General features: G+C 42.0%; 13 protein-coding genes and 2 pseudogenes. 11 read left to right on the top strand and 4 right to left on the bottom strand.

The features are described from left to right. Window positions 1-12 precede the first annotated feature (12 nt). The 5 genes from DQM55_RS10245 to DQM55_RS10225 all read left to right on the top strand — a co-directional run bounded on the left by DQM55_RS10245 (window position 13) and on the right by DQM55_RS10225 (window position 6,078). Entirely contained in the window at window positions 13-324 is a 312-nt protein-coding gene (locus tag DQM55_RS10245; RefSeq protein WP_111676622.1) for a PTS sugar transporter subunit IIB, read from the top strand. Between the two features lie 17 nt (window positions 325-341). Next, complete coding sequence (locus DQM55_RS10240; protein ID WP_111676620.1) at window positions 342-1,643, top strand: PTS sugar transporter subunit IIC; 1,302 nt, start codon at window positions 342-344, stop codon at window positions 1,641-1,643. A 168-nt stretch (window positions 1,644-1,811) separates the two neighbouring features. Beyond that, window positions 1,812-4,253: a glycyl radical protein gene (locus DQM55_RS10235; protein ID WP_111676618.1), complete on the top strand. Its 2,442-nt coding sequence runs from the start codon at window positions 1,812-1,814 to the stop codon at window positions 4,251-4,253. A gap of 14 nt (window positions 4,254-4,267) precedes the next feature. Continuing rightward, window positions 4,268-4,936: a fructose-6-phosphate aldolase gene (locus DQM55_RS10230; RefSeq protein WP_111676616.1), complete on the top strand. Its 669-nt coding sequence runs from the start codon at window positions 4,268-4,270 to the stop codon at window positions 4,934-4,936. Between the two features lie 47 nt (window positions 4,937-4,983). Further along, the gene (locus DQM55_RS10225; RefSeq protein WP_111676614.1) at window positions 4,984-6,078 is read left to right on the top strand and encodes a glycerol dehydrogenase; all 1,095 of its coding nucleotides are present in this window, start codon (window positions 4,984-4,986) and stop codon (window positions 6,076-6,078) included. A gap of 67 nt (window positions 6,079-6,145) precedes the next feature. Here DQM55_RS10225 and DQM55_RS10220 read toward each other — a convergent pair whose 3' ends face one another. Further along, window positions 6,146-6,709 carry a methyltransferase family protein gene (locus DQM55_RS10220; RefSeq protein ID WP_111676612.1) on the bottom strand — a complete coding sequence of 188 codons (564 nt, stop codon included), beginning with the start codon at window positions 6,707-6,709 and terminating at the stop codon, window positions 6,146-6,148. A 164-nt stretch (window positions 6,710-6,873) separates the two neighbouring features. Between DQM55_RS10220 and leuS the strand changes: the two genes are divergently transcribed. Continuing rightward, window positions 6,874-9,375 carry a leucine--tRNA ligase gene (gene leuS / locus DQM55_RS10215; RefSeq protein WP_111676610.1) on the top strand — a complete coding sequence of 834 codons (2,502 nt, stop codon included), beginning with the start codon at window positions 6,874-6,876 and terminating at the stop codon, window positions 9,373-9,375. Between the two features lie 129 nt (window positions 9,376-9,504). Here leuS and DQM55_RS10210 read toward each other — a convergent pair. From DQM55_RS10210 to DQM55_RS10200, 3 genes and pseudogenes are all read right to left on the bottom strand, one after another. Then, window positions 9,505-9,642, bottom strand: a pseudogene (locus DQM55_RS10210) (IS3 family transposase); the annotation flags it as partial. A 218-nt stretch (window positions 9,643-9,860) separates the two neighbouring features. Next, complete coding sequence (locus DQM55_RS10205) at window positions 9,861-10,736, bottom strand: LysR family transcriptional regulator (protein ID WP_002903668.1); 876 nt, start codon at window positions 10,734-10,736, stop codon at window positions 9,861-9,863. A 110-nt stretch (window positions 10,737-10,846) separates the two neighbouring features. After that, complete coding sequence (locus DQM55_RS10200; RefSeq protein ID WP_002903669.1) at window positions 10,847-11,197, bottom strand: helix-turn-helix domain-containing protein; 351 nt, start codon at window positions 11,195-11,197, stop codon at window positions 10,847-10,849. A gap of 380 nt (window positions 11,198-11,577) precedes the next feature. Between DQM55_RS10200 and DQM55_RS10195 the strand changes: the two genes are divergently transcribed. From DQM55_RS10195 to DQM55_RS10175, 5 genes and pseudogenes are all read left to right on the top strand, one after another. After that, window positions 11,578-13,203, top strand: a complete 1,626-nt coding sequence (locus DQM55_RS10195) for a malolactic enzyme (RefSeq protein ID WP_111676962.1) — start codon at window positions 11,578-11,580, stop codon at window positions 13,201-13,203. 91 nt (window positions 13,204-13,294) lie between these two features. Further along, window positions 13,295-14,242 carry an AEC family transporter gene (locus DQM55_RS10190; RefSeq protein WP_032913014.1) on the top strand — a complete coding sequence of 316 codons (948 nt, stop codon included), beginning with the start codon at window positions 13,295-13,297 and terminating at the stop codon, window positions 14,240-14,242. A gap of 328 nt (window positions 14,243-14,570) precedes the next feature. Beyond that, window positions 14,571-15,141 (top strand): annotated as a pseudogene (locus DQM55_RS10185) (helix-turn-helix domain-containing protein); the annotation flags it as partial. 156 nt (window positions 15,142-15,297) lie between these two features. After that, window positions 15,298-15,987, top strand: coding sequence for a VIT1/CCC1 transporter family protein (locus DQM55_RS10180; protein ID WP_111676608.1), 690 nt, complete (start codon window positions 15,298-15,300; stop codon window positions 15,985-15,987). Between the two features lie 243 nt (window positions 15,988-16,230). Continuing rightward, entirely contained in the window at window positions 16,231-17,427 is a 1,197-nt protein-coding gene (locus DQM55_RS10175; protein WP_002896645.1) for a phosphoglycerate kinase, read from the top strand. The last annotated feature ends 222 nt before the right edge of the window (window positions 17,428-17,649 follow it).

Genomic DNA, 17,649 nt, shown 5'->3' with positions numbered 1-17,649 from the left:
GAGGATGAAAAGATGGTTAAGATTGGTTTGTTTTGCGCGGCAGGTTTTTCAACAGGAATGTTGGTCAACAATATGAAAATAGCTGCAACTGAAAAAGGGCTGGAAGCTGAGATTGAAGCCTACTCTCAGGCTAAGTTGGCTGATTATGCAGCGGATCTGGATGTCGCTTTATTGGGCCCGCAGGTAGCTTATACACTAGACAAATCTACAGCTATTTGCGACAGTTGCCATACTCCGATTGCAGTTATTCCGATGGCTGATTACGGTATGCTAGATGGCGAAAAAGTGTTAAACCTCGCTTTGAGTTTGTTGGATAAACATTAAAATCAAGGAGCTTCGTTATGTCTAAAGTGGATACTCAAAAAATCATTGCGCCGATTATGAAGTTTGTCAATATGCGCGGGATTATCGCCTTAAAAGACGGTATGTTGGCAATTTTGCCCCTTACAGTTGTGGGAAGTCTATTCTTGATTGTAGGGCAATTGCCGTTTGAAGGTCTAAATCAAGCCATTGCTGGTGTGTTTGGAGCAGACTGGACAGAACCGTTTATGCAGGTTTATTCAGGTACCTTTGCCATTATGGGGCTGATTTCCTGTTTTTCAATTGGTTATTCTTATGCCAAGAACAGCGGTGTAGAGCCTCTGCCGGCAGGGGTGTTGTCTCTTTCTTCTTTCTTTATCCTTTTGAAATCCTCCTACATACCAGAAAAGGGTGAGGCGATTGCAGATGCGATTGCCAAGGTCTGGTTTGGCGGACAAGGAATCATTGGGGCCATTCTCATTGGTCTGGCAGTTGGCAGTATCTATACGATTTTCATTCAAAAGCATATTGTCATCAAAATGCCAGAGCAGGTTCCTCAAGCGATTGCCAAGCAGTTTGAAGCCATGATTCCTGCTTTCGTTATTTTCTTGCTGTCAATGCTTGTTTATATTATTGCCAAAATAGCGACTGGTGGGGGTACCTTTATTGAGATGATTTACGATGTCATTCAGGTGCCTCTGCAAGGTCTGACTGGCTCTCTGTATGGAGCTATCGGTATTGCTTTCTTCATTTCTTTTCTGTGGTGGTTTGGTGTTCATGGGCAATCCGTTGTCAATGGCGTCGTAACAGCCTTACTATTGTCTAACCTGGATGCAAATAAGGCTTTACTTGCTGCAGATAAGCTGTCTGTCAGCCAAGGCGCTCATATTGTGACCCAGCAATTTTTGGATAGCTTCCTTATCTTGTCGGGCTCCGGTATCACTTTTGGAGTGGTCGTAGCCATGCTCTTTGTTGCCAAGTCCAAGCAGTACAAAGCACTGGGGAAAGTTGCTGCCTTCCCTGCAATCTTTAATGTCAATGAGCCAGTTGTCTTTGGCTTTCCGATTGTGATGAATCCGGTCATGTTCCTGCCCTTTGTTTTGGTTCCGGTTCTGGCTGCTTTTATTGTCTACATGGCGATTGCAGTCGGCTTTATGCAACCATTCTCAGGTGTGACTTTGCCTTGGAGTACACCGGCTATCATTTCTGGATTTATGGTCGCTGGCTGGCAAGGGGCAGTCATTCAAATTGTCATCTTAGCCATGTCCGCCTTTGTCTATTTCCCATTTGTGAAGTTTCAGGATAAGATTGCCTACAATAACGAGTTGAAAAATGAAGAATAATCTGATTTTGATGGATAAAAACACAAAAGTTTCTTGGCTCAGATGGCACAAATGTGCAAAAAATCTTTAATTCAGTAATCGCCTATAAATGATTGAATTCTAGGATTTTGCATGTTACAATAGTTACGAAAGAAATAAATTAAATTTCATAAGAAAGGTCGTGACCAAATGATCCAAGTAAAAGAAGTAGAAAAAACAACAATAAAAACAGACTATTTTGGCAGCTTAACAGAACGTATGAATAAATATCGGGAAGATGTTTTAAATAAAAAGCCCTATATTGATGCAGAGCGTGCTGTCTTAGCTACCAAGGCTTATGATAAGCATAAGGAAAAACCAAATGTGTTGAAACGTGCTTACATGCTCAAAGAGATTTTGGAAAATATGACGCTTTATATCGAAGATGAAACGATGATTGTCGGTAATCAGGCTTCATCTAATAAAGATGCGCCTATCTTCCCAGAGTATACTTTAGAGTTTGTACTCAATGAACTAGAGCTTTTTGAGAAGCGGGACGGAGACGTCTTTTACATCACAGAGGAAACCAAAGAGCAGCTCCGCAGCATCGCTCCTTTCTGGGAAAACAATAACCTCCGTGCTCGAGCAGGGGCCCTACTTCCAGAAGAAGTTCAGGTTTATATGGAAACTGGCTTCTTTGGCATGGAAGGAAAGATGAACTCTGGGGACGCCCATTTGGCGGTCAACTATCAAAAACTCTTGGCCTATGGGCTGAAAGGTTTTGAAGAGAAAGCGCGTGCAGCTAAGGAAGCCTTGGATTTGACCGATCCGGCTAGTATTGACAAATACCACTTCTATGATTCCATTTTCATCGTTGTGGATGCTGTGAAAGCTTATGCGGAGCGTTTTGTTGCTTTGGCCAATCAGCTGGCTGAAAAAGCAGAGCCTAAGCGCCGTCAGGAGCTCTTAGAAATCGCTAGAATTTGTTCTAAAGTGCCGTATGAGCCAGCATCAACCTTTGCTGAAGCTGTTCAGTCTGTTTGGTTTATCCAGTGTATCCTTCAGATCGAGTCCAACGGACATTCGCTCTCTTATGGCCGCTTTGACCAGTACATGTATCCTTATGTCAAGGCAGATTTGGAAGCTGGACGTGAGACAGAAGCTAGCATTGTAGAACGCTTAACCAATCTCTGGATTAAGACGATTACCATTAATAAAGTGCGCAGTCAGGCCCACACATTCTCATCTGCAGGCAGTCCCCTTTATCAAAATGTGACAATCGGGGGCCAAACGAGAGATAAGAGAGATGCAGTCAACCCACTTTCCTACCTTGTCTTGAAATCTGTAGCTCAAACTCATCTTCCTCAGCCGAATCTGACCGTTCGTTATCATGCAGGCTTAGATGCTCGCTTTATGAATGAGTGTATCGAAGTCATGAAGCTTGGCTTCGGTATGCCGGCCTTCAATAATGATGAAATCATCATTCCGTCCTTTATTGCTAAAGGCGTTTTGGAAGAAGATGCATACGATTACAGTGCTATCGGCTGTGTGGAAACTGCTGTGCCTGGTAAATGGGGCTACCGTTGTACAGGCATGAGCTACATGAACTTCCCTAAGGTACTCCTGATTACTATGAACGATGGAATTGATCCAGCATCTGGCAAGCGCTTTGCACCAAGCTTCGGTCATTTTAAAGATATGAAGAGCTTTGCTGAGCTGCAAACGGCTTGGGACAAGACCTTGCGCCATTTGACCCGCATGAGTGTCATCGTGGAAAATTCTATTGACCTGTCTCTTGAAAGAGAAGTGCCGGATATCCTCTGCTCAGCTTTGACAGATGACTGTATCGGACGCGGTAAGCATTTGAAAGAGGGCGGAGCTGTCTATGACTATATTTCCGGTCTTCAAGTCGGTATTGCCAATCTATCAGACTCATTGGCGGCTATCAAAAAGCTGGTCTTTGAGGAAGGCAGGCTGACTCCAGCTGAACTCTGGCATGCACTTGAAACGGACTATGCAGGTGAGCGTGGTAAAGAAATTCAAGAAATGCTGATTCATGATGCACCGAAATATGGTAATGATGATGATTACGCAGATAAGCTAGTGACAGATGCTTATGATATTTATGTGGATGAAATCGCTAAATATCCAAATACCCGTTATGGCCGTGGTCCAATTGGCGGTATCCGCTACTCTGGAACATCTTCTATTTCAGCCAATGTAGGTCAAGGTCGCGGTACCTTGGCGACACCAGATGGCCGCAATGCCGGAACACCGCTCGCTGAAGGCTGCTCTCCATCCCACAATATGGACAAGAACGGCCCGACCTCTGTATTAAAATCTGTTTCCAAATTACCGACAGACGAAATCGTAGGTGGCGTTCTGCTCAATCAAAAAGTCAATCCTCAGACCCTGTCTAAGGAAGAAGATAAAGTGAAACTTATTGCCTTGCTTCGTACATTCTTTAACCGTCTGCATGGCTATCATATCCAATACAATGTCGTTTCTCGGGAAACCTTGATTGATGCTCAGAAGCATCCTGATAAACACCGCGATTTGATTGTTCGTGTTGCAGGCTACTCTGCTTTCTTCAATGTGCTTTCCAAGGCGACACAAGATGATATTATCGGACGTACGGAGCACACATTGTAAAAGAGGTCCAATTTATGGAATTCATGCTTGATACCTTAAATTTAGAGGAGATAAAAAAATGGTCGGAAGTCCTCCCCTTGGCGGGAGTGACTTCTAATCCGACCATCGCAAAAAAAGAAGGAAAAATAGACTTCTTCGAACGGATTCGCGCTGTTCGGGAAATCATAGGAGAAGGTCCATCTATCCATGTGCAGGTTGTTGCCAAGGATTATGAGGGAATCTTGAAAGATGCTGCTGAAATTCGAAAAAAATGCGGCGATGCTGTCTACATTAAAGTTCCGGTTACACCGGCTGGGCTGGCAGCTATCAAAACTCTTAAAGCAGAAGGTTACAAGATTACAGCAACAGCCATTTATACAACCTTTCAAGGTCTATTAGCTATTGAAGCGGGGGCTGACTATCTTGCTCCTTACTATAACCGCATGGAAAATCTCAATATTGATTCAGATGCTGTCATCAGCCAGCTTGCTCAGGCGATTGAGCGGGATCATTCCGCCAGCAAAATATTGGCAGCTTCCTTTAAAAATGTTGGCCAAATCAATCGTGCTTTTGCTGATGGGGCCCAAGCCATTACAGCAGGACCAGATATCTTTGCAGCAGCCTTTGCCATGCCGTCTATCGCTAAGGCAGTGGATGACTTTGCTGCAGACTGGTCAGCAATTCACAATCAGGAATACATTTAAAAGGCATATTTAAAGCTCTATTTATGAATAAATGAAAGAGGTGTTCTATGAGAATTTTTGCAAGCCCGTCTCGTTATATTCAGGGAGAAGATGCTCTGTTTGAAAATGCAAAACAGATTCTTCAGTTAGGCAGCCATCCAGTCTTGCTTTGTGATGATGTGGTTTACCAGATTGTTGGGGAAAAATTCAATGACTACCTTACCCGTTATGGTTTTCATGTGCTGCATGTCGCTTTTAATGGAGAAGCTTCTGACGCTGAAATTGATCGGGTCGTTGCTCTGGCTGAAAAAGACGGAGCAGACTTAGTTATTGGCCTAGGTGGTGGAAAAACCATTGACAGTGCGAAGGCGATTGCAGACATACTAGGACGTCCTGTGGTTATTGCGCCAACCATTGCCTCTACAGATGCCCCAACGTCAGCACTTTCTGTTATCTATACAGAAGACGGCGCCTTTGAAAAGTATATTTTCTATAGTAAAAATCCTGAACTCGTCTTGGTGGATACGAAAGTGATTGCTGGAGCGCCAAAACGACTTCTGGCTTCTGGGATTGCAGATGGTTTAGCGACTTGGGTAGAGGCGCGTGCTGTCCAGCAAAAAAATGGCACTACCATGCTGGGACAAAGACAGAGTCTAGCTGGTGTAGCAATTGCGAAGAAGTGTGAAGAAACACTGTTTGCAGATGGCCTGCAAGCTATTGCAGCCTGTGAAGCGAAAGTCGTGACTCCAGCTCTGGAAAATATCATTGAAGCCAATACCCTTCTCAGCGGCGTCGGCTTTGAGAGCGGAGGTTTAGCAGCAGCTCATGCTATCCACAACGGCTTTACAGCTCTCACAGGAGATATTCATCACCTGACCCATGGCGAAAAAGTTGCCTATGGAACCTTGACCCAGCTCTTCTTAGAAAACCGACCTAAAGAAGAATTGGAAAAATATATTCGCTTCTATCAAAAAATTGGTATGCCGACAACTCTGAAAGAAATGCATTTAGAAAATACCAGCTATGAAGATTTGCTCAAAGTTGGTCAGCAAGCGACGATTGAGGGTGAAACCATTCATCAGATGCCATTTGAGATTTCAGCTTCTGATATTGCAGGTGCTATCCTAGCAGTCGACCAATATGTCAGGGATTTGGATAAATAAAAGTAAAATACAAAACAAGCTACCTTTCAACTGTAGGACTGACAGGGTGGCTTGTTTTTTGGTGGGATTACCAGATGTAAGGAAAAACTCGGTATCTAACCTTTTGGCAATAAGCTTCGTAATTTTTCCCAAAGTGATTGCTTAAAGCTTTTTCTTCTACTCTAAGTCGAATGCTATATCCTACCACGAGTAAAATAAGACTGATAATGATTGTAAGAGGATTTAGTGATGTAATCGATAGACCAAGGATAGACAAGATACTGCCAGTATAGGCAGGATTTCTTACAATAGAATAAGGGCCATGGTCTACTAATTGTTGACTATCGGTTGTTTGAACGGCCAGTGTGAAGTTTTTTCCGAGATAATTGACTGCATAGACCCGCAATGCGAACCCTGCTAGGGAGATGAGGATTCCAAGATAGATAGTGAGGCTGGGTAAGTGGGAGACAAAGTCGAGAAATTGTCCGTTTATCAAAAATAAGCAGCAGATAACACTGCCAATAATGATGTAGCGGCTCCCTTTATCTGCAGAGTCGTTTACATTGTTTGACTTAGTTTTATTTTTAATCCACATTTCTGTGCTAATAAAAATAACAAAGAAAACATAAGTGAAAATAGTTTGTAAATTCATGATTATTCCTCCGGTCAGAATTATACAACTTTTAATTTTAGAGGTCAATCAGAGACTAACGCTTTAGAGATGAGTTATAGTTTTTGTCAGTGAAAACTGGATTCCGTCTTTCAAAATCCCTTGAAAATGGTATAATAGAAACAGTACAAAAAATGGAGAAAAGAATGGCTTATTATAATCACAAAGAAATCGAGCCCAAGTGGCAGAAATACTGGGCAGAGCATCATACATTTAAGACCGGTACGGATAAGGACAAGCCTAACTTTTATGCGCTGGATATGTTTCCTTACCCATCAGGAGCGGGGCTCCATGTAGGGCATCCGGAGGGCTACACGGCGACAGATATCCTCAGCCGCTACAAGCGGGCTCGGGGCTATAATGTCCTTCATCCTATGGGCTGGGATGCCTTTGGCCTGCCGGCTGAGCAATACGCCATGGATACAGGGAATGACCCAGCTGATTTTACAGCGGAAAACATTGCCAACTTCAAGCGTCAAATCAATGCTCTAGGATTTTCGTATGACTGGGACCGAGAAATCAATACAACTGACCCTAATTACTACAAGTGGACCCAGTGGATTTTCACCAAGCTTTACGAAAAAGGCCTGGCTTATGAAGCTGAAGTGCCAGTAAACTGGGTAGAAGAGCTGGGAACGGCTATCGCTAATGAGGAAGTTCTGCCAGACGGTACATCTGAGCGCGGTGGCTATCCAGTTGTCCGCAAACCCATGCGTCAGTGGATGCTGAAAATCACAGCCTATGCAGAACGTCTGCTCAATGACTTGGAGGAATTGGACTGGCCAGAATCTATCAAGGATATGCAGCGCAACTGGATTGGCAAGTCAACTGGTGCCAATGTAACCTTCAAGATTAAGGACACAGATAAGGACTTCACCGTCTTTACGACTCGTCCGGACACCCTTTTTGGTGCGACCTATGCTGTTTTGGCTCCAGAGCATGCTCTCGTTGATGCCATTACAAGTGCAGAACAAGCCCAAGCAGTAGCAGACTACAAACACGCAGCCAGCCTCAAATCCGACCTGGCTCGGACTGATTTGGCTAAGGAGAAGACTGGTGTCTGGACAGGAGCTTATGCTATCAATCCTGTCAACGGCAAGGAAATCCCAATCTGGATTGCTGACTATGTGCTTGCTAGCTACGGAACAGGAGCCATCATGGCTGTTCCAGCGCATGACGAGCGCGACTGGGAGTTTGCTAAGCAGTTTGACTTGGAGATTATTCCGGTTCTAGAGGGTGGGAATGTTGCTGACGCTGCTTATACAGAAGACGGTCCGCATATTAACTCTGGCTTCCTAGATGGCTTAGACAAGGCTGCCGCTATCGAAAAGATGGTTGCTTGGCTGGAAGCAGAAGGTGTCGGAAATGAAAAAGTCACCTATCGTCTGCGCGACTGGCTCTTTAGCCGTCAGCGTTACTGGGGTGAGCCGATTCCAATCATTCATTGGGAAGACGGGACTTCAACAGCTGTCCCTGAAAATGAATTGCCACTTGTCTTGCCTGTAACCAAGGATATACGCCCTTCTGGTACCGGTGAAAGCCCTCTGGCCAATCTGACTGACTGGCTGGAAGTGACTCGGGAGGATGGTGTCAAAGGACGCCGCGAAACCAACACCATGCCTCAATGGGCTGGTTCTAGCTGGTATTACCTGCGTTACATTGACCCGCACAACAATGAGAAATTAGCAGATGAAGAGCTGCTCCAGGCTTGGCTGCCAGTTGATATTTATATCGGTGGTGCAGAGCATGCCGTGCTCCATCTTCTCTACGCTCGCTTCTGGCACAAGTTCCTCTATGATATCGGAGTAGTGCCAACTAAAGAGCCTTTCCAAAAACTCTTTAACCAAGGGATGATTCTGGGGACTAGCTACCGTGATAGTCGAGGTGCCCTAGTGGCGACAGACAAGGTGGAAAAACGCGATGGTTCTTTCTTCAATATCGAAACTGGAGAAGAACTGGAGCAAGCGCCTGCTAAGATGTCTAAGTCTCTGAAGAATGTAGTCAACCCAGACGATGTAGTGGAGCAATATGGTGCCGATACACTGCGTGTCTATGAAATGTTCATGGGGCCGCTGGATGCGTCTATCGCTTGGAGCGAGGAAGGGTTAGAAGGCAGCCGCAAGTTCCTGGATCGGGTTTATCGTCTCCTTAACTCTAAGGAATTGGTCACTGAAAATAGCGGAGCATTGGACAAGGTCTACAATGAAACAGTCAAGTCTGTCACAGAGCAGATTGAGGAGCTCAAGTTTAACACAGCCATTGCCCAGCTCATGATCTTTGTCAATGCAGCCAACAAGGAAGAAAAGCTCTATGTCGAATATGCCAAAGGCTTTATTCAATTGCTGGCGCCTTTTGCACCGCATTTGGCTGAAGAACTCTGGCAGGCAGTCGCTCAAACTGGTGAGAGCATTTCCTATGTAACTTGGCCAACTTATGACGAAAGCAAACTGGTCGAAGCAGAGGTCGAAATCGTTGTTCAAATCAAGGGTAAAGTTCGTGCTAAGCTAGTCGTAACTAAGGACTTGAGCCGTGAGGAACTGCAGGAAATCGCTCTGTCAGATGAAAAAATCAAGTCTGAAATCGCCGACAAAGAAGTTGTAAAAGTCATTAGCGTACCAAATAAACTTGTTAATATCGTTGTGAAATAATTAGTTTGTTTATTGCATTTGCAGGAGATTTCAATCAAGTCTGCATCAGACAATAAAATGCTATTGTTATCAAATACAAAGAAGACCTTGAGTAAATTTGTACTGACCCCAAAAAGTTAGACAATTTATTTACCCAAAGGATTTAGTTCTGTATTGTACAGGGCTAGGTCCTTTTAGTTTGACTTTGATTCGTTTGTTATTGTAGTAATCAATGTAGTCTACAATAGCTTGTTTCAATTAATCAAGTGACTGAAACGTCTTCTCATATTTCAAAGATTTTAATTTCTCAAATTACTAATAAAATGCCATATAACAAAAATATACATAATAGGCATTAAAGATTCGAATCATAAAAAAAATAGGATTCCTTCTAGTTTGTAGGAATCCCAATTTTATCAGTATTTTTACTATATTTTTTCTACAAAAAACACTAGCTAGTCACTGTATTTATGGAACTACATTGGCACAAAGAATGGAGGCTGTGATTAATTCAGTAGTTTTTCGAAGAATTGGATGACCTCCGGTTTAAGATTGCTTTCTCTTGGTTCAACTAGTGAAATATAAAAGCTGATCAGTTCGTCTTTGGCCATAGGAATCGCGATCAGTTCATCTTCACTGTCTGTTAGTGCAAGATCGGCTAGCAAACTAATTCCTACTTCTTTACGAAGGAGTTGTTTTAGAAGCTGAATATCATCTGTCTGAAAAAAAGGAGTAGCTTCATGGTGATAGCGCTCATTCAATTGTTCAAAAGCCTTTAAATGAACAAAGTGTTCATCTGGAATGATAAAATCTTCATTGATAACATCTGAGAAATGCAATAGCTTTTTAGTAGCGAGTGGATGATTGCGATGAAGGATATAGAAGAGATTTCGTTTGCCCATTTCTTGCACCTGGAAACGATGATCTCTAATAGGCTCCAAACTCCCCAAAAAACTAGCATCTAGTTCCCCTTTGGAAAGCATTTCTAAAAGTTCAACAGATCCTTCTTGGACAGGATGGATACTTTGAAGGGCCGCAACATTATTGATAAAGGCAGGTTGTTTTCGGACAAGATAGTCAATGATAATTGGCGGAAAACCGATAGTATTAAACTGAGAAAGACTCCGTAGAATCTCTTTTTTTGCTCCTTGAATTTCAGGCAAGACCTTTTGAATATGTCGCAACAGGATCTCTCCTTGAAGCGTTAATTTGAAGGTGCGAGGAGAAGGATCATGTGCGATTAATGGGCAGTGAAATTCCTTTTCTAGTCGTTTAATCGCATAAGAAACGGATGGTTGACTGATCCCGTGCTTTTGGGCAACTCCGGTATAGGATTGCAGTTGACTAAGATCGTAAAAATAATAAAAGTCCTTAAAATTCATCAGGCTCTCCCTTTTAATGTACAGACATGGATAAGTAAATCTTATCCGTGATAGCGAATTTGACTATATAATTTTTTGTTTGTTACAATTTGAGGTGAGTCAGAGGACCATTAAAGGCTATCTAATATATCTTCGAAAATCGTTAGGATCTTTTCCCTTTTTACAACTGGAAGTTGCTTAATTTTCATATTTACTCTCTTAAGTGAAAGGCTGTCGTTAGGGTCTAAAGAAGCTTCGAGTGAATCAAAATTGAAGAATTCTTCTGGAGTCAACTCAAGGGCAGCAATCACTTTTTCAAGACTGTGAATGGTCAGATTCACGTTTTGATTTTCCAATTGATTGATATACTTTAATCCAAGATCAGCTCGTTCCGATAGCTCCTCTTGACTCATGTTTTGTTTTTTTCGCAAATATTTGACCTTTTGCGCTATATACCGTTGTAAATAATGTTTTGTTTTCATGTAACCAGAATACAAGTTTTAAATGACAAAAATAACACCCTGAACAAAACAAAGTATCCTATAACGAACATATCTTGGATTTATTATCGATGGCTTTCATAGAGCTGGCTCATCCTACGGAGTAGAAAACATTCCTTCAAGAAGTAGATTTTTTGATGAGCATAATCGTCTAAAAACGTGAAAAAATCTCGCTTTTTAAAAAGATGACCCTGACGATTTGGAAGTAATGGATAATGAAAATATTTTGTTATTTATTGAAATCACATTATTTTAGGTTGGATCGTCTGTTTTCTTATTGATATTGTATCATATACAGAACAAAGTGTCATTTAATGCCTGAAAGTGTTATAATAGAATAAACAAAATAAGGAGGTCACATGATGACTGCACATGATATTTTAAACAACCCTTTTCTGAACAAGGGAACTGCCTTTACCTTGGAAGAACGTCAGAAACTAGGCCTTATTGGCCTCCTACCACCTTACGTCCAAACTATTGAGGAACAAGCGGCGCAGACCTATGCGCAAATGCAAAGAAAGGTCAACGATTTGGAAAAACGGTTGTTCTTAATGGAAATTTTTAACACCAACCGTACCCTTTTCTATTACCTGTTTGCCCAACATTTGGAAGAATTTAATCCGATTGTCTATGACCCAACCATTGCTGATACCATTGAAGGCTATAGCGACCTCTTTGTAGACCCACAATATGCCGCATATCTTGACATCAATCACCCTGAAAATATTGAAGCGACTTTGAAAAATGCAGCGGGAGACCGTGAGATTCGTCTCATTGTCGTAACGGATGCAGAAGGTATTCTTGGTATTGGAGACTGGGGTACAAATGGTGTCGATATTTCTGTTGGGAAATTGATGGTTTATACTGGCGCAGCAGGAATTGATCCTTCAATGGTCCTTCCTTTAGTCATTGACGCTGGTACCAACCGTGAAGAATTGCGTAACAACCCTAATTATTTGGGAAATCGTCACGAACGTGTGCGTGGTGATCGTTATTATGATTTTATCGATCAATTTGTCCAAACTTCAGAACGTCTTTTCCCTAAACTCTACCTTCACTGGGAAGATTTCGGTCGCTTAAATGCTGCCAACATCCTTGAAAAATACCGGAAGCAAATTCCAACCTTTAATGATGATATCCAAGGAACTGGTATCGTAACCCTTGGAGGTATCTTTGGTTCATTGGATATTACAGGTGAAAAATTAACGGATCAAGTTTACCTCTGCTATGGTGGTGGGACTGCTGGTGCAGGGATTGCCTCTCGTGTGCTTCGCGAAATGGTTAGTGAAGGTCTTCCTGAAGAAGAAGCCTATAAACGCTTCTTTATGGTGGATAAACAAGGTCTTCTCTTTGATGATATGGATGACTTAACTCCGGAACAAAAACCATTTGCTAAGAAACGTTCTGATTTTGCCAATGCGGATAAGTTGACGGACCTTCTTGAAGTAGTGAAGACTGTTAAGCCGACGATTCTTGTGGGAACTTCGACTCAGCCAAATACCTTCACCAAAGAAATTGTAGAAGCTATGTGTGAAAATACAGAACGCCCAATGATCTTCCCATTGTCCAATCCTACAAAGCTCGCAGAAGCAAGTGCCAAAGATTTGATCGAGTGGTCAGATGGAAAAGCGTTTGTTGCAACAGGAATTCCAGCTGGTACAGTTTCCTATAAAGGTGTGGACTACGTGATTGGTCAAGCTAACAATGCTTTGATTTATCCAGGTCTTGGACTTGGTATGTTAGCCTCTGAAGCGAGTCTTTTGACGGATGAAATGATTGGAGCTGCCGCACATTCATTGAGTGGTATTGTCAATCCAGGTCAACCAGGAGCGCCTGTCTTACCACCATTCAAGTATGTTGCTGATGTTTCCATCAAAGTAGCAGAAGCAGTTGCTAAAAAAGCGCAAGAACAAGGTCTAGCGCGTGCCCAAGAAACTGATATGGCGAAAGCGGTCTGTGATTTGAAATGGTATCCAACTTACCAATAATTTAAAATAGACAACACTCGGATGAAGTGTACGAGAGCTAGCTTCTATCTGGCCTCGTACACTTTTTTTAATAATGAAAGAAAGGATTCTTATGGAGATTTTATTAACTTCTATTGAGAGTATTATTCCAATCATTGTGATTATCGTACTTGGATATATCTTACAAGTCCGTGGTTGGTTTCAGGAGAGTTTTGGAAATGACTTATCTAAACTCATTATGAATGTGGCCATGCCGGTTGCAATTTTTACCTCTGTTCTTAAATATTTAACTTTGGATAAGCTGATTAGTTTATCTGGCGGTTTATTCTATACGTTTATCGCCTTCATTCTGGGTTACCTAGCGGCCTTTGTCGCAGTGAAACTTTTTAGAGTGCGCCCAGGTCGTCGAGGAACCATGATTAATACCTTTGTCAATGCCAACACCATTTTCATTGGTTTGCCTTTAAATATCGCTCTATTTGGCAATCAAGCCCTACCGTACTTCTTGGTGTATTATATTACGAATACAGTCTCTACTTGGACATTAGGTGTTTATCTGATGACTTCTGATAGCAAAGAAGGGGCTTCAAAACAGGCTCAAAAATTTAATTGGAAGAAGCTCTTCCCTGCGCCTTTATTAGGTTTTCTCGTAGCCCTCGCCTTTTTAGTGCTCCGTCTTCCTGTTCCAAGTTTTGCGGAAAGTACCTTGACCTATATTGGTAGTTTAACAACGCCATTATCACTTGTCTATATTGGTATCGTTCTAGCGAAGGCAGGACTTAAGACGATTCGCTTTGATAAGGATACCATTATCACACTGGTTGGTCGTTTTATCCTTGCACCGGTCATCATGCTCCTGGTTCTGAAGTTCTTCTCTCCAAATATGGTAGCACCAGAATTTAGAACCTTTATGATTCAATCAGCAACACCTGCTTTAGCGGTTCTTCCTATCCTTGCCAATCAAGGAAAAGGCGATGTTGAGTTTTCAACGAATGTGGTCACTCTTAGTACGGTTTTATTTGTGATTGTGATTCCGATTTTACAGACACTATTAGGATAAAAGGAGTAGAGTTTGCAAATGTTTTTAAATTGGGTTAAAAAATGGCAAACACTTATCAAACTCGTTTTATTTCTATCTATTGCTAGTCTAGTTATTGTAGAGATAACTAGACATTTTAAGACGATTTCGTTTGATAATGTTGAAGAAATACTAGGGGCGTCTCTCCAATAAAAGTGATCTGTTTAGCATATTTTGATTTGATGGCTTTTGCTCCTATGATATTCTAGGATAGATTTCTAAACAAAGAACCTAATCAGAAAAAAATTATCTTACTTACTAGAAACAAGTTGAACCATAAATTGCTTGAATAAAAGTAATGGCTTTCCCGTTATTGGTCGATTTGATTCGCATAGGTACAGGAGAAAATATCATTCCAGTACATGTGGGCGCTCCTTATACTTATGAAGAAGCGAGTCTTACGGTGTTTGGCTGTCACGTGGAAATAATGGAAGGCAATGAACTGGTCTTTAAAATGGCGGACTTGGAGAAACCCTTCTTGACTGCCAATAATGTCATGTTGGACTATCTAGAACCTCAACTCAAAGAGCGCTTGGCAAAAGCCGTGACCAGTGAAAGTTTTACCGGTATCGTTCAGCAAAAAACTCTACCAGGCCATCCCAAGTGGTGCCTTTAGTATCGAAGATATCGCAGCGACTCTCGGCATTAGCAGCCGAACCTTGCAACGAAACCTGACGGCAGAAGGGACCAAGTTTAACCAGGAATTGCAAAGTGTGCAGAAGATTCTAGCCTTTGGTTACTTCGAAAATCCTGACATGACAACGGATGATGTAGCCTATTTGCTGGGCTATTCAGAAGTATCTTCCTTCTCACGAGCCTTTAAAAAGTGGACAGGAAAGACGATATCGGAGTATCGAGAAGAGATTCAGAAGCAATCCTAAAATCAGAGATATTTTTTATAAGCATCAGATAGTAGAAATCTGGTGCCTTTCTTCTCTTAAATAGTAGAACTTTTCTCATTTTTCGATTTTCTCTTGTATTAGTTTTGAGTTTTATTTATAATCATTATAAATAAAAAGAAAGAGAAAATTAAAATAGTGGAAGAACATAAAATTGATACGAACTTTAGTGGGCGGCTGAATATATTGCGGGCAGGGGTTTTAGGAGCCAATGATGGTATTATTTCCATAGCAGGTGTGGTTATTGGGGTAGCTAGTGCGACGGACGATGTCTGGATTATCTTTCTGTCTGGTTTGGCGGCAGTCTTTGCGGGCGCCTTTTCTATGGCTGGCGGAGAGTATGTATCAGTTTCTACTCAAAAGGATACAGAGGAAGCTGCTGTTGCCAGAGAGCGGGAGCTTTTAGAGAAAAATCCAGATATCGCTAGGCAGTCTCTCTATGCTGCTTATGTTCAAAATGGTGAGTGTGAGACTTCTGCCCAGCTCATGACCAATCGGGCTTTTCTCCAGGAGCCGTTGGAGGCTTTGGTACAGGAAAAATATGGCATTGAGATTGAGGAGTTCACTAATCCTTGGCATGCGGCTATCTCTAGCTTTTTAGCTTTTGCTGTTGGTGCACTTTTTCCTATGATTACCATTATCCTGCTTCCTGCCAGCGTCCGTATCTGGGCAACCGTTCTAATCGTGGCCTTGGCCCTTTTGGGAACAGGTTACACCAGCGCTAGATTGGGCAAGGCACCGCTCAAAAATGCTATGATTCGCAACCTCGTGATCGGACTTTTAACCATGGCGGTCACCTATGCAGTAGGACAAGTATTTGCAATTTAACAATGGAAAGCATTGAAGTCATTAGTTTTACTGGCTTTTTGAGTTGTCAAACTTAGAGAAAAATACAGCTTTCACTATTGTCTGAATGAGTTCAGAGTCCTTTCCCCATTCTCTAATTCCAAAGTTCGAGAGAAAGAAGTGCTATGCGCTTCTTTTTTGTGAAAATTTTCTTTATATCAAGAAAACTTTTGGAAAATATGATATAATAGTTGCGTATAAAATATGAAAAGGAGTTTTTGTAACATGGCAAAACTTACTGTTAAAGACGTTGATTTGAAAGGTAAAAAAGTCCTCGTTCGTGTAGACTTTAACGTACCATTGAAAGACGGAGTGATTACGAATGACAACCGTATCACTGCTGCTCTTCCAACTATTAAATACATCATCGAGCAAGGCGGTCGCGCAATTCTCTTCTCTCACCTTGGACGTGTCAAAGAAGAAGCAGATAAAGAAGGTAAATCTCTTGCGCCAGTAGCTGCAGACTTGGCTGCTAAATTGGGTCAAGACGTTGTTTTCCCAGGTGTCACTCGTGGTGCTGAATTGGAAGCAGCTATCAATGCTCTTGAAGATGGACAAGTTCTTTTGGTTGAAAACACTCGTTTTGAAGATGTGGACGGCAAGAAAGAATCTAAAAACGATCCAGAACTTGGTAAATACTGGGCATCTCTTGGAGATGGTATCTTTGTAAATGATGCATTTGGTACAGCTCACCGTGCACACGCATCTAACGTCGGTATCTCAGGCAACGTTGAAAAAGCAGTTGCTGGCTTCCTTCTTGAAAACGAAATTGCCTACATCCAAGAAGCAGTTGAAACTCCAGAACGTCCATTCGTAGCAATCCTTGGTGGTTCAAAAGTATCTGACAAGATCGGTGTTATCGAAAACTTGCTTGAAAAAGCTGATAAAGTCCTTATCGGTGGTGGTATGACTTACACATTCTACAAAGCACAGGGTATCGAAATCGGTAACTCACTTGTAGAAGAAGACAAATTGGATGTTGCCAAAGCTCTTCTTGAAAAAGCAAACGGCAAATTGGTTCTGCCAGTTGACTCAAAAGAAGCAAATGCTTTTGCGGATTATACTGAAGTGAAAGATACTGAAGGTGAAGCAGTGGATCCAGGCTTCCTTGGTTTGGACATCGGTCCTAAATCTATCGCTAAATTTGATGAAGCCTTGACTGGTGCAAAAACTGTTGTCTGGAATGGCCCTATGGGTGTATTTGAAAACCCAGACTTCCAAGCTGGTACAATCGGTGTTATGGACGCTATCGTGAAACAACCTGGCGTAAAATCAATCATCGGTGGTGGTGACTCAGCTGCTGCAGCTATCAACCTTGGCCGTGCAGACAAGTTCTCATGGATTTCTACTGGTGGTGGTGCATCAATGGAACTCCTTGAAGGTAAAGTATTACCAGGACTTGCAGCACTGACTGAAAAATAAGCAGTAAGTTTAGAATCTTTGATCTTGTAGAGAACAAGTACAAAACTGTAATAAGGAAAGACTAGCAAGAGCTGGTCTTTTCTTGTATTCTCATTGTTCATTTGAAGGAAGAGAGAGCAAAGAAGAACAAAATGGACAATTTATAGATATGTGTCTATCTTTGTTTCGGGGTAAATAAAAGGAGCAAAAAATGCTTGCAAAACGAGGCAAAACTTGTTAGGA

The sequence above is a fragment of the Streptococcus sanguinis genome, assembly GCF_900475275.1.
Taxonomy (GTDB): domain Bacteria; phylum Bacillota; class Bacilli; order Lactobacillales; family Streptococcaceae; genus Streptococcus; species Streptococcus sanguinis_N.
Note: the sequence above shows the minus strand (reverse complement) of the source record. Positions and strands in the feature narration are given on the sequence as shown.

Bases quoted from the DNA above. Each gene is read 5' to 3' on its own strand.
- DQM55_RS10245 (WP_111676622.1), top strand. From the start codon at position 13: ATGGTTAAGATTGGTTTGTTTTGCGCGGCAGGTTTTTCAACAGGAATG.
- DQM55_RS10240 (WP_111676620.1), top strand. From the start codon at position 342: ATGTCTAAAGTGGATACTCAAAAAATCATTGCGCCGATTATGAAGTTT.
- DQM55_RS10235 (WP_111676618.1), top strand. From the start codon at position 1,812: ATGATCCAAGTAAAAGAAGTAGAAAAAACAACAATAAAAACAGACTAT.
- DQM55_RS10230 (WP_111676616.1), top strand. From the start codon at position 4,268: ATGGAATTCATGCTTGATACCTTAAATTTAGAGGAGATAAAAAAATGG.
- DQM55_RS10225 (WP_111676614.1), top strand. From the start codon at position 4,984: ATGAGAATTTTTGCAAGCCCGTCTCGTTATATTCAGGGAGAAGATGCT.
- DQM55_RS10220 (WP_111676612.1), bottom strand. From the start codon at position 6,709: ATGAATTTACAAACTATTTTCACTTATGTTTTCTTTGTTATTTTTATT.
- leuS (WP_111676610.1), top strand. From the start codon at position 6,874: ATGGCTTATTATAATCACAAAGAAATCGAGCCCAAGTGGCAGAAATAC.
- DQM55_RS10205 (WP_002903668.1), bottom strand. From the start codon at position 10,736: ATGAATTTTAAGGACTTTTATTATTTTTACGATCTTAGTCAACTGCAA.
- DQM55_RS10200 (WP_002903669.1), bottom strand. From the start codon at position 11,197: ATGAAAACAAAACATTATTTACAACGGTATATAGCGCAAAAGGTCAAA.
- DQM55_RS10195 (WP_111676962.1), top strand. From the start codon at position 11,578: ATGACTGCACATGATATTTTAAACAACCCTTTTCTGAACAAGGGAACT.
- DQM55_RS10190 (WP_032913014.1), top strand. From the start codon at position 13,295: ATGGAGATTTTATTAACTTCTATTGAGAGTATTATTCCAATCATTGTG.
- DQM55_RS10175 (WP_002896645.1), top strand. From the start codon at position 16,231: ATGGCAAAACTTACTGTTAAAGACGTTGATTTGAAAGGTAAAAAAGTC.